We start from the raw sequence: 12,710 nt of genomic DNA on the forward strand, positions 1-12,710 counted from the left end.
TTGGCCTGCGCGATCGTGTGCTTGGCCTCTTCCATCGCCGACAGATAGACGACGTCGTCGGTGACCTTGTGGTCGACGACCTTGCGGTACGGCGTCTCGATGAAGCCATATTTGTTGACGCGGCTGAAGCTGGCGAGCGAGTTGATCAGGCCGATGTTCGGGCCTTCCGGCGTCTCGATCGGGCAGATGCGGCCATAATGGGTCGGGTGAACGTCGCGGACTTCGAAGCCCGCGCGCTCACGCGTGAGACCGCCCGGCCCGAGCGCCGAAACGCGACGCTTGTGCGTCACTTCGGAGAGCGGGTTGGTCTGATCCATGAACTGCGACAGCTGCGACGAGCCGAAGAATTCGCGGACCGCGGCGACCGCGGGCTTGGCGTTGATCAGGTCGTTGGGCATCACGGTCGAGACGTCGACCGACGACATGCGCTCCTTCACGGCGCGCTCCATGCGGAGCAGGCCGACGCGGTACTGGTTCTCGAGCAGCTCGCCGACCGAGCGCACGCGGCGGTTGCCGAGATTGTCGATGTCGTCGATGTCGCCCTTGCCGTCCTTGAGGTCCACCAGCGTCTTGATCACCGCGAGGATATCCTCGGTGCGGAGCGTCGTGACGGTGTCCTCGGCATCGAGGTCGAGGCGCATGTTGAGCTTCACGCGGCCGACCGCCGACAAATCGTAACGGTCGGGATCGAAGAACAGCCCGGCGAACAATGCTTCGGCGGTCTCCAGCGTCGGCGGCTCGCCGGGGCGCATCACGCGATAGATGTCGGACAAAGCCTGCTCGCGCTCCTCGGCCTTGTCGGCCTTGAGCGTGTTGCGAATCCACGGACCCGTCGAGACATGGTCGATGTCGAGCAGCTCGATCCGGTCGATCCCTGCCTTGTCGAGCAGTTCGAGGTTCTCGGCCGACACTTCATCGCCCGCCTCGATATAGATTTCGCCGGTCTTCTCGTTGATCAGGTCGTACGCCGAATAACGGCCGAAGATTTCCTCGGTCGGGATCAGCAACGTCTCGAGCCCGTCCTTGAGCGCCTTGTTGGCTGCGCGGGGACTGACCTTCTGGCCGGCGGGGAAGATCACTTCGCCCGATTTGGCGTCGACGATGTCGAACAGCGGCTTTTGCGCGCGCCAGTTCTCGACCGCGAACGGGATCTGCCAGCCGCCCTGGCCGCGGACATACGTCACGCGGTTGTAGAACTGGTTGAGGATTTCCTCCGACGTCAGCCCGAGCGCGTAGAGCAGCGCGGTGACCGGCAGCTTGCGCTTGCGGTCGATGCGGACGTTGACGATGTCCTTGGCGTCGAACTCGAAATCGAGCCACGAGCCGCGATACGGGATCACGCGCGCGGCGAATAGGTACTTGCCGCTGGCGTGGGTCTTGCCGCGGTCATGGTCGAACAGCACGCCCGGCGAGCGGTGCATCTGCGACACGATGACGCGTTCGGTGCCGTTGATGATGAAGGTGCCGTTGCCCGTCATCAGCGGCATGTCGCCCATGTAGACGTCCTGCTCCTTGATATCGAGCACCGAGCGGGCGTCGGTATCGGCGTCCACCTCGAACACGATCAGGCGCAAGGTAACGCGCATCGGGGCGGCGTAGGTGATCCCGCGCTGACGGCACTCGTCGGTGTCGAACTTGGGCGGCTCGAGCTCGTAATTGACGAAGTCGAGCTCGGCGGTGCCGGCGAAATCGCGGATCGGGAACACGCTGCGCAGCGTCTTTTCGAGACCGGAGACGTAACCGATCGACGGGTCGGAGCGCAGGAACTGTTCGTACGATTCGCGCTGAACCTCGATCAGGTTCGGCATCTGCACGACTTCGTGGATGTTGCCGAATACCTTGCGGATGCGCCGCTTCGCGGTGCCGCCCGAGCCATTGCCCGTGATCGCCTTGGTCGCCATGTGGGATTTCGCCTCTTCAAGCCGTCATGTCATGCCCGGATTCCACCGGGCGGGCACGCGAAACGACGCAAAAAGGCCGCTCATCCAACCATCGTTTCCGAAGTGTGGACGTGCAGCTTCTTGGCGTCGTGTGAACCACAATCCCCAATTCGTGCCGACACGGTGCGCGACGCCGCGTCATTTCCCGAAGATCATGGTGGAAGCGGCGATATAGGGTTGCAGTTGGAAACTGTCAAACCCGCTCGCGAAGAATCGACAAAAAAGTCAACGATTTTTTGAGCGTACTTTATCTTTCGGAATCAATCGATTAACCGTTTCGGTCGCGATGAAGCGAGTTCGAGCTTGCGACAGAAAGCGGAACCAGACTCGGGTTCCCTTCATTGTTAAGCCGTCATGAAACCACAACGCACCCCCCGCTTCGTCCGCGCCGTCGCGCCGCTTCTTTGCGCCACCGCGTTCTTTGCAACCCCCGCATTTGCGCAGGATACGCAGGCCGCTCCGCCGGTCGTCGTGACCCCGCCGCAATCGGCGACGGTTCCGCCGCCGCCCGTGGTCCGCACCGTGCCCGATACGCCGGAAGCAGCAACGCCTGCAGCCGAGCCTGCCGCAGCGCCGGCGCGTCGCGCCGCTACGCGTTCGACCGTAACGCGCACCGCTACGACACGGGCTGCGACCGCCCGTCCGGCACCCGCTCGTGCGACTGCTCCGGCAGCGCCGGTCGAAACTGCGCCGGCACCGCAGCCAGCGGCGCCTGCCGAACCCGTCGCGACCGCGCCGGCCGCTCCGGTCGCCGCTGCGCCGCCGGTCACCGAGCCGGCACCGGCTGCTGCAGATGCAGATACTGCATCGACGCAATCGACCACGACCAGCACCGTGCCGGTTTGGGCATGGATCGGTGGCGGCCTCGCTGCCCTGGCGATCCTGCTGGTCGGCCTGTTCGCGCTGCGCCGCCGCCGCGTCGATGAATATGACTATGCCGAGGAGCCTTATGTCGAGGAGGCCTATGTCGAGCCGGTTGCCGTTGCGCCGGTCTTGGAGCCGTTGCCGGTCGCTGCCGTCGCGCCGCGCAAGGAGCCGGAATTCCTCCGCCGCACCGAAACGGCTGCCGCGATCGAACCGGTCGCCGTTGCCCCGGATGAAGTCCATATCGTTAATTCGGACGCTGACGAGGTTGCCGAACTCACCGCCGGTACGCCCCCGGTCGCCGAGCGCCCGTGGCTCGAATTTGCGATGCGCCCGGTCCGCGCCGGAACCAACGTCGATGAGGCATTGGTCGAGATCGAGTTGACCGTCGGCAATTCGGGCACCGTGTCGGCCAAGAACGTCCGCATCTCGACATTCCTGTTGTCGAGCGATCCCAACGGGTCGGAGATGGAGCGCGTGCTGATCAACCCGCCGGTCGATGCTACGACCGATCCGGTGACGATCGAGCCGGGCGAGGGCAAGCGCATCGACGCGACGCTCGCGCTGCTCAAGTCGGACATGGGCGAGGATTTGCCCGCATCGTTCCGTCCGATCGTGGTCGCCGACGCCCGCTACACGCTGGCCGACGGCAGCGAGGGCCGTACCTCGGCGTCGTTCGAGATCGGCGTGACGCCCGAGGAAGGCGAGGGGCTCGACCCGATCGAGCTGAGCCGCTCGTCGATGAGCGACAATGTCGGCGCGGCCTTGCACGGCCAGCCGCAACACGCCTGATCGACCTCGATTAGGGCGGGGAAGGCCCGCGTCGGCGATGTCGGCGCGGGCCTCTCCGCGTCGATAGGACCGCATTGGCCGTTGATACGCGTCGCGCTGGCGGTCTATTGGACGCCGATTCCTCCAGCGAGTAACGCTTACCCCATGCCCCAACGGTTGGCAGCTTCACCGCTAGGCGGCACTCCGCATCGCGCGCTCAACATTCTTGCGCTCGTCACCGACGCCTATGGCGGGCATGGCGGGATCGCGAAACAGTCGCGCGACGTGCTGGAGGCGATGTGCGCCGATTCCAATGTGGCGCGTGTCGTCGCATTGCCGCGCGCCGCGAACCATCCGCTCCAGCCGATGCCCGGCAAATTGGTGTTCGACCGTGCGGCGGCGGGCGGGATCGCCAGCTATGTCGCCGCGATGACTCGGCACCTTGTTACCGGTCCACGGTTCGACCTGATCTATTGTGCGCATCTCAATCTGCTGCCGTTGGCGCGGATTGCTGCCCGAATAGCGCACGCGCCGTCGGTGGCCTGCCTGCACGGCCTCGAAGCCTGGACACCGCACAAGCGCGCGTGGTCGCGGCAGGCAGCGCGCAACACCGATCTGGTGATGTCGGTCAGCCAATTGACGCTCGATCGCTTCCGGCAATGGTGCCCGGTGCCGCTCGACCGCTGCGTCGTCGTGCCCAACACCGTTCATCTCGAAGACTTCGCGATGACCGCGCGTGACGAGGATCTTGCCCGGCGGCTCGGCCTCGCCGATCGCACGGTGATCATGACGTTGGGCAGGATGGATGCGGGCGAGCAGGCGAAGGGGTTCGACCGCATCATTGCCGTCCTGCCGCGCGTCATGCGCGAACGCCAGGACATCGCCTATCTGATCGTCGGCCGCGGCGACGATCGCGCGCGGCTCGAAGCGCTGGCCGCGGAGCATGGCGTCGTCGACCGCGTCGTGTTCGCCGGGGAAATCGCGGAATCCGACAAGGTTGCCTATTACAATCTCGCCGATGCCTATGTGATGCCCAGCGTCGCGGAGGGGTTCGGGCTGGTGTTTCTGGAGGCGTTGGCGTGCGGCCTTCCGTGCGTGGCGAGCGATTTCGACGGCGGGCGCGAGGCGTTGCGCGATGGCAAATACGGCCAGCTGATCGACCCGTTCGATGCCGACGCGCTGGAGGCTGCGATCCTCAGGGCGGTGGCGACGCCGCGCGGGGTGCCCGCCGATCTCGACTATTTCGGGATCGCCAACTTCCAGCCGCGGATTTTCGCGATGCTGCGGCAGGCGCTAAGCCTTTCGCGAAACCGAAAATAGCATCGATCCGCGCCGCGCCGCCATCGCGCGCAGCCGCTCGGCCGAGAAAAGTTTGAGTAATGGCATCCGCAACTGCCTCGGCAGTGGAACCGCGTCGGCGTCCTGGCCGCAAAGCACCATCTTCGTATCGACGAAGAACAGCGACAACAGGTCGCGCCAATTGTCCCTCGTATAGAAACGCGCGGTGAACCCGTCGGCGTCGCGCCACAGCATCTCGTCGATGTTGCGCCGCCGCCAGAACGAGAACATGTATTTGGCCAGCGTGATGTAGGCCGACATGCCGTCGAGCGCGTACACCATGATCCGCGCTTCGCCGCCCGGTTTGAGCACGCGATCGATCTGCGACAGCACGCGCGTGGTGCTCGAACTGTGATGGATCACGCCCCACGACCAGACGAGGTCGAAGGTCGCGTCGGGGAAATCGAGCTGTTCGGCATCCATCTGGCGCACGTCGCCGCTCAGCCCGCGCAGCGCGAGCCGTTTGGTGGTCGCGTGCGCCGAGGTCGGGGAAATATCGACCGAAGTGAGCTTGGCGCCCGCCTTGAGCAGCATTTCGCTGTGCATGCCCATGCCGCAACCGATTTCGAGCACGCGCTTCCCCGCCAGATTGGCGAGGTCCATCATCTCGACGAACGGGTTGGCGGCGGGCGAGAACAGCCGTGCGCCGAACAGGAACCGGCGATCGATATCGTCGAACCACGCGTCTGAGAACGGCTCGCCCGGGGCCTTCGCCTTCCAGTCGTAGCTCATCGTGTTCTCGGTCCACCATTCCTGGTTGCCCGCCTGGCGCTCCTGCCGGTCGATCGCAACGAGATCCGCGGTCGTTTTCTTGTCGTCGATACTCGGCATTGGCTGCGGGTCTCCAGTGGCGACGCCCATAGCCCGCGTTGCGAAGCGACGGCAACGGCCATTGCATGCGGGTGCGTTGCCGTCCTAGGACGCCGCATCCCCTCCCCAAGGAGTCGTACGCGCATGTTGAAGAAGCTGGCGTTGCTGCCACTCGTCGCTTTGGCCCTGACCCCCGCGCTGGCGCAGCAAGCCCCGATGTGGCCGCCCGGCGGCAACGACGTGCCCGCCAAGTTCACGCCGCCCGGCCCCGCCAACGCCGATTACATCAAGCGCGAAGTGATGATCCCGATGCGCGACGGGACCAAGCTCTACACCGTGATCGTCATCCCCAAGGGCGCGACCAACGCGCCGATCGTGCTGACCCGGACGCCGTACAACGCTGCTGGGCGGGCGAAACGGTCGGACAGCGCGTCGATGCTCGCGGCGTTGCCCTTGGCGGACGAGATATTCGTCCGCAACGGCTATATCCGCGTCTATCAGGACATTCGCGGCAAATACGGGTCGGAGGGCGGCTATGTCGTTACGCGCCCGGTGGTCGGTCCGCTCAACGACAGCAAGGTCGATCACACCACCGATGCGTACGACACGATCGACTGGCTGGTGAACAAGGCGAACCTGCCTGAGTCGAACGGCAAGGTCGGGATGATCGGATCGTCGTACGAGGGTTTCACGGTCGTCATGGCGCTGCTCCACCCGCACCCCGCGCTCAAGGTCGCCGCCCCGCAGAGCCCGATGGTCGACGGCTGGATGGGCGACGACTGGTTCCATTACGGCGCGTTCCGGCTCGCCAACATCGCGTGGCTCGGCGCACAGACGGGCTACAAGGGCGAGGGCAAGGCGCCGCCGACCGGCGGCTATGACGATTACGACAATTTCCGCGAGATCGGGTCGGCGGGCGACTGGGCGAAGAAGTCGGGTTACGATCAATTGCCCTATTGGGACCGCATGTCGGCGCATCCCGCCTATGACGGCTTCTGGTCGGGGCAGGCGCTCGACAAGTTGATCGTCAAGAACCCCTCGAACGTCCCGACGATCTGGGAGCAGGGCCTGTGGGACCAGGAAGATATGTGGGGCGCGATCAATAGTTATGAGGCGCTGAAGGCGGCCGGCAAGACCGGCAACAATTTCATCGTGATGGGTCCGTGGCGGCACAGCCAGATCAACCGGACGGGGTACGAACTGGGGCCGTTCAAGTGGAACGGCGACACTGCCGCGCAATATCGCGAGGACATGATCCTGCCGTTCTTCAACGAGTATCTGAAGGACGGTCCCGCGGTGACGGTGCCCGCGGCGACGATCTACAATACCGGCGAGAACCATTGGGACCGATTCAGCGAATGGCCGCTGGCGTGCCAGCAGGGGTGCCCGTCGCCGCTGACGCCGATTTACCTTGGCGCCGATGGCGGGCTGGGCTTCGGGCAACAGGCCGACGGCGGGGACAGCTACGTCTCCGATCCCGCCAAGCCGGTTCCGCATCTGCCGCGCCCGGTCAATTTCAACGACGGGCGCTGGGGCGATTGGCTGGTCCAGGATCAGCGCAGCTATGACGGGCGGCCGGACGTGATGACATACGAAACGCCGGTGCTCGACAAGGCGGTCCGCGTGTCGGGCGCGCCGATCGCGGACCTGTTCGCCAAGACGACCGGCACCGACGGCGATTTCGTCGTCAAGGTAATCGACGTGTTCCCGCAGGACAATCCCGCCGACCCGAAGATGGGCGGATATCAGCTGTCGATCAGCCTCGACATCTTCCGCGGGCGCTATCGCCAGAGCTTCAGCAATCCGTCGCCGATCCCGGCGGGTCAGGTGCAGGAATATAAGTTCCGCTTGCCGACGGTGAACCACGTGTTCCAGCCAGGCCACCGCATCATGGTGCAGGTCCAGTCGAGCCTGTTCCCGCTCTACGACCGCAACCCGCAGAAGTATGTCCCGAACATCTTCTTCGCGAAGAAGGCCGACTATCAAAAGGCGACGGTAACGATCATGCGTGGTGGAAAGACGCCGAGCATGGTGTGGCTGCCGGTCGTGCCGCTCGCCCCGCCGCAGGTGATACGCTAACTATATCAGCAACCGTCACCCCGGGCTTGTCCCGGGGTCCGCTTGGCGGCAAGCGATGCCGCCAGCATCCGACCGCATTGCTGGCGGTACTGTGGACCCCGGCATGAAGCCGGGGTGACGGTTGGATATTTGGCGTAGGTTCAGGAACGGGTTTCTAGGCGTGGTGCGAATGACGGGGTCGAACATTCTAGGGCGAGCGAGCGTGTGGCTCGCAGCGGCGGCGGCGTTGCTGCCGCTGTCGGCGGCCGCGCAATCGAACGGCACCGCGCCGCAGAGCACGCCGCCGGTGACCTTCAGCTTGCAGCCCTCGACCCGGCCGACGCCGGCGCCGATCCCGACCTCGGGCCCGATCATCGCGCCGCTCAGCCGCCCGACGCCGACCCCGACGCCAAGCATTCTGAAGATTCCGCCCGTGACCGCGGGGCCGAGCGCGAGCGCGTCGCCCGCTGCCTCGGGAACGCCACGGGTAACAAACGTCCGCCGGCCAACCGTCGCCCCGGTGGTGCAGCCGACACCCGCGCTCACGTCGCAACCTGTGACGGCGACGCCGACGCCCGACGCTACTGCGACGCCAGTACCGGCACCCGTGGCCTCGGCAGCGCCCGAACCGGTAGCGACCGCGTCGGCGCCAGTCGTCCAGCCGGCGAGCGGCTGGCCGACCGGTCTGTTGATCGCGATCGGCGCGGGCGCGCTGGCGCTGGTCGCAGCCGGCGGGTTCATGCTCGGTCGTCGCCGTGGCGTGCGCAAGGAGGAACCGGTCGAGGAGATCGCTCCCAAACCCCGCGCCGCGCCGCCGGAGCCCGCTGCGCCGCCGGCCAGCAACATCACCGTTCCCGCGCGCCGCCGTATCGCCGACGAGCCGCAGCCGCGGCTTGAGATCACGCTGATTCCGAAGCGCGCGGGCACCAATCTGATGAGCGCCGCGGTCGATTACCGCGTGATCGTCCGCAATACCGGACCCGTTGGCGCGCGCGACATCCGTTTCGGCATGTACATGCTCACCGCCAGCGCGCGGCAGGCGCAGGACCTGCAGACGATCTTCGCCGCGACCGTCGAGCAGGCGATGGTGCCGCCGTTCGACCTCGCGCCCGGCGCCGAGGTCGATCTGTCGGGCATGGCGCTGCTGGCGCGCGAGCAAGTCAACGTCATGACGATCGACGGTAAGCCGTGGTTCGTGCCGGTGCTGGCGATGAAGGCCGATTATCGATGGGGCGAGAATGTCGGCGCGCCCGGCGTCGCGACCGCCGCGCACATGATCGGGATCGACCGCGGCGAGGGCGCGAAGATGGCGCCGTTCCGCCTCGACGGCGCCCCGCACATGCACCCCGAGGTCGCCGAGCGGAAGGTCGCGTGACTTACGACGAGGTCGTCCTCGGCCGCCGCAGCATTCGTGGATACAAACCCGACCCGGTTCCCCGCGCGCTAATCGAGGAAATCATCGCGCTGGCGATGCGCGCGCCGTCGTCGATGAACACCCAGCCGTGGAATTTCTATGTCGTGACCGGCGAACCGCTCGACCGCATCCGCGCGGGCAATACCGAGCGGATGGTTGCAGGCGTGCCGCAATCGCGCGAGTTTCGTACCGGGCCGGGGTTCGCCGACCAGCATCGCGAGCGTCAGATCGGCGTCGCGAAACAGCTCTTCGCCGCGATGGGCATCGCCCGCGACGATAAGGATGGGCGCCAGGACTGGGTGCTGCGGGGTTTCCGCCAGTTCGACGCGCCGGTCTGTGTGATCGTCACCTACGACCGCATGCTCGACGGCAGCGACGACACGCCGTTCGATTGCGGCGCGGTGGCGACGGCGCTCGTCAACGCCGCCTGGTCGCGCGGGCTGGGCGCCGTCATCAACAGTCAGGGGATCATGCAATCCCCGGTGGTGCGCGAACATGCCGGGATCGCCGACGATCAGGTGATCATGAAGAGCATCGCGCTCGGCTGGCCCGACGACGACTTCCCCGCCAACGCCGTGGTATCGACGCGCAAGACGGTCGAGGAAGCAACGGTGTTCGTCGGGTTCGACGATTAACGCCGCGCGCCCACGATCGCGTCGCGCATCGCCGGATAGACCAGATCGTTGCCGTGCCCGCTCAAATGATCGCCGTCGAACATGATCGGCCGCCCTGCGGTGTCGAAGGCGCGGCACGGGTCGCCCGGGCACAGGATCGGGAAAGGGTCCCAGACGCTGAGCGCCGGGTAACGGCGCGCTAGGTCGGTCATTTCATTGAATACCCCCTGGCGCAGCGCCAGCACCTTGGCGCGGGGGATACTGAAACCATCGGCGCAGATCGGGTTGGCGCGGTCGTACCAGTCGGCGCAGCGGAACGGCGGCGCGGGGAAGAGCGGCTTGGGTGCCTCGATAACAACGCGGAACCCCGCCGCCTCCAATCGCGCCAGCGTCGCGCGCGCTTCCGCCACCGCGACCGGCGATGGCGCGTCATCGACCGGCGTGTCGTGCGTGGCATCGTGGCCGAACTGATTGATCAGCCGCGTCAGCCGCAATCCCGGCAGGAACACGACATCGCCCGGTCGCCCCTGCGAACGAAGGTCGTCGAAGAACGCCCGGTAATAGTCCGCGCAGTGACGCCGCTCGTCCATCGGCTGGATCAGCCGCAGGAACGGGCAGCCGGGCCGGAAGTAACTCCGCACCGGCACACCCAGCTCGGCGGCGAGCTGGCGGTAATCGGGGGTGTAAGCGGTGTTGTGCGAATCCCCGATCGCGAACACGCGGAAACTCGCCGGTGGCGTCGTACAGCTGCCGGGCGTCCAGCTATCGACGTTACCGCCCCCGCGCGCGCTCCACGCCGCCGTGACGGTGCAATGGGTGAACGCCGGATCGAGCGGGCGGTCGCCATCGGCATACCAAAGCGCATGATCGCGCGTGACGCTGATCGACAGCGCCTGCGCCTCGACCAGCATGACGAAGCCGAGGCTGGCGCACGCGATCGTCCCCACCGCCATGCGCGCGAAGACCCGCTTGCTGCGCCGTGCTGAGGTCTTGGTCCTGCGGCGGAAAGGCCGCTCGATCAGGAAGTAGGAGAGCGTGGCGAGCGCGAACGCCAGCGCGAGCGCGGTCAGCTGATACACCCCGGTTTCGAGCCCAATGGTCCAGCGGAACAGCGTGAAGACCGGCCAGTGCCAGAGGTACAGTGAATAGGACAGCCGCCCGATCGCGACCGGGCCGGCGCTGGCGAGCACGCGCGCGACGGGCGTTGCGGGCGCCGACACGACGCTCGCGATCAGCCCAATCGTGCCGAGCACGGGCACGATCGCGAGCGGGAAGGGGAAGCCGCCCTGTTCGGGCACGGCAAGCGCCGCCGCGACGCACACCGCGCTCGCGATGGCCAGCGCGGTTCGCATCGTGCCCGGCCACGCCGCCAATACCGGTCGCCAGCGCGGCAGCGTCAGGCACAGGATCATGCCCAGCCCCAATTCCCAGAACCGGCCGACGATCAGATAGAAAGCGTATTTCTGGTCGATCCAGGTCAATACGCCGCACAGCGCGAACGACACCGCGCTGACCCAGCCGATCAGCCACACCGCGCGTGCCGTATCTAGCTTCGCACTATCGAGCTTCTGGTGCCAGAACAGCAGGAAGGGGAAGAACAGGTAGAATTGCTCCTCGACCCCCAGCGACCAGGTGTGGGTGAACGGATTAAACCCCGCCTGCACCCCGAAATAGCCGTCGGTGTCGGTCGCCAGCACGATGTTCGACAGCCCGAAGAACGCGAAGCGCGCGGTCTGCGGCACCGCGCGGCTCAGCCATGCTTCGGGGATCAGCATCTGGTTGATCAGGATCGTGGCGAGCAGCATCGCGAGCAAAGCGGGCATGATCCGCACCAGCCGACGCGCGTAGAAATGCGACAGCATCGCAGGGAGCCCGGCGAAGCGTTGGCCCATCATCGATCCGGTGACGACGAAGCCGGAGATCGCGAAGAAGATGTCCACGCCGCCAAAGCCGCTCGCCAGCAGGCCGGGACGCAGATGGTACGCGACCACCGACAGGACGGCGACCGCGCGCAGTCCGTCGATCGCGGGAATATAGCCCAGCCGCGTCGGGCCGGTGTCGTTGGTCAAGTCGGTAGTCCCCCGCAGACCGGTTAGGGTCTGTAGGCACATAAGAAAAGGCAGCTCCGTTGCCGGAACTGCCCTTTCTTTTTGGCTTGGCCGTCACGGGCAAAAGCCCGTGACGTCGGACGCTGGCGATGCCAGCGCCGGCCGGCCTTGTGCGGTGCGATTTAGCTTTCGCTAAATCGTCTCCGCACTAGCGGCTTACTTCAGCTCGACAGTCGCGCCGGCTTCTTCGAGCTGCTTCTTGACCTTCTCGGCCTCGTCCTTGCTCACGCCTTCCTTGACGGCTTTGGGAGCCGACTCGACCAGCGTCTTGGCTTCGGTCAGGCCGAGACCGGTGAGGGCACGGACTTCCTTGATGACGTTGATCTTCTTGCCACCGTCGCCGGTCAGGATCACGTCGAACTCGGTCTGCGCTTCCTCGGCAGGAGCAGCGCCACCGGCGCCGCCGGCTGCCGGAGCAGCGGCAACGGCTGCGGCGGCGGAAACGCCCCACTTCTCTTCGAGCATCTTCGACAGCTCGGAAGCTTCGAGGACGGTCAGTTCGCTCAGCTGGTCAACCAGCTTGGTCAGGTCTGCCATGTGTATTCTCCCTATCGGGCGCATCGGCCCATCGTTTCGTTCAAAAACCAAAGAGCCCGATGATCAGGCCGCTTCCTTCTCCGCATAGGCCGAAAGGACGCGCGCGAGCTGCGCCGCCGGAGCCTGCGTGATCGTGGCGAGCTTGGTGGCGGGCGCCACCAGCAGGCCGACAATCTTGGCACGCAGTTCGTCCAGCGACGGCATCGTCGCGAGCGCCTTGACGCCGTTCACGTCGAGGGACGTCGCACCCATCGCT

The 12,710-nt window shown here is 65.9% G+C and carries 8 protein-coding genes and 2 pseudogenes; 5 read left to right on the plus strand and 5 right to left on the minus strand.

Features of this window, described 5'->3' with window-relative positions; translation table 11 throughout:
- Window positions 1–1,901, minus strand: a pseudogene (locus JWM94_RS00205) (DNA-directed RNA polymerase subunit beta); the annotation flags it as partial.
- A 393-nt stretch (window positions 1,902–2,294) separates the two neighbouring features.
- Here JWM94_RS00205 and JWM94_RS00210 point away from each other — a divergent pair.
- Together JWM94_RS00210 and JWM94_RS00215 are read left to right on the plus strand one after the other, a co-directional pair.
- Window positions 2,295–3,596 (plus strand): hypothetical protein, encoded by a 1,302-nt coding sequence (locus tag JWM94_RS00210; protein WP_299419382.1) that lies wholly within the window; start codon window positions 2,295–2,297, stop codon window positions 3,594–3,596.
- 144 nt (window positions 3,597–3,740) lie between these two features.
- The gene (locus tag JWM94_RS00215; protein WP_299419385.1) at window positions 3,741–4,895 is read left to right on the plus strand and encodes a glycosyltransferase family 4 protein; all 1,155 of its coding nucleotides are present in this window, start codon (window positions 3,741–3,743) and stop codon (window positions 4,893–4,895) included.
- On the opposite strand, the gene JWM94_RS00220 is transcribed toward JWM94_RS00215, so the two are convergent.
- Window positions 4,869–5,744, minus strand: coding sequence for a class I SAM-dependent methyltransferase (locus JWM94_RS00220; protein ID WP_299419390.1), 876 nt, complete (start codon window positions 5,742–5,744; stop codon window positions 4,869–4,871). The two genes, JWM94_RS00215 and JWM94_RS00220, sit on opposite strands and share 27 nt — an antisense overlap.
- 123 nt (window positions 5,745–5,867) lie before the next feature.
- Between JWM94_RS00220 and JWM94_RS00225 the strand changes: the two genes are divergently transcribed.
- The 3 genes from JWM94_RS00225 (at window position 5,868) to JWM94_RS00235 (ending at window position 9,830) form a co-directional block, all read left to right on the plus strand.
- The gene (locus tag JWM94_RS00225; protein WP_299419395.1) at window positions 5,868–7,802 is read left to right on the plus strand and encodes a CocE/NonD family hydrolase; all 1,935 of its coding nucleotides are present in this window, start codon (window positions 5,868–5,870) and stop codon (window positions 7,800–7,802) included.
- Between the two features lie 169 nt (window positions 7,803–7,971).
- Window positions 7,972–9,156: a hypothetical protein gene (locus JWM94_RS00230; protein ID WP_299419400.1), complete on the plus strand. Its 1,185-nt coding sequence runs from the start codon at window positions 7,972–7,974 to the stop codon at window positions 9,154–9,156.
- Entirely contained in the window at window positions 9,153–9,830 is a 678-nt protein-coding gene (locus JWM94_RS00235) for a nitroreductase (RefSeq protein ID WP_299419404.1), read from the plus strand. Before JWM94_RS00230 ends, JWM94_RS00235 begins: the two co-directional genes overlap by 4 nt.
- On the opposite strand, the gene JWM94_RS00240 is transcribed toward JWM94_RS00235, so the two are convergent.
- The 3 genes and pseudogenes from JWM94_RS00240 to JWM94_RS00250 form a co-directional block, all read right to left on the minus strand.
- A complete protein-coding gene (locus tag JWM94_RS00240; RefSeq protein WP_299419409.1) occupies window positions 9,827–11,878 on the minus strand; it encodes an acyltransferase family protein in 2,052 nt (683 codons plus the stop codon). The two genes, JWM94_RS00235 and JWM94_RS00240, sit on opposite strands and share 4 nt — an antisense overlap.
- Window positions 11,879–12,073: 195 nt before the next feature.
- Window positions 12,074–12,454 carry a 50S ribosomal protein L7/L12 gene (gene rplL / locus JWM94_RS00245; RefSeq protein WP_299419414.1) on the minus strand — a complete coding sequence of 127 codons (381 nt, stop codon included), beginning with the start codon at window positions 12,452–12,454 and terminating at the stop codon, window positions 12,074–12,076.
- 63 nt (window positions 12,455–12,517) lie between these two features.
- Window positions 12,518–12,710, minus strand: a pseudogene (locus JWM94_RS00250) (50S ribosomal protein L10); the annotation flags it as partial.

It is taken from the genome of Sphingomonas bacterium, from assembly GCF_028289855.1.
Taxonomy (GTDB): Bacteria; Pseudomonadota; Alphaproteobacteria; order Sphingomonadales; family Sphingomonadaceae; genus Sphingomonas.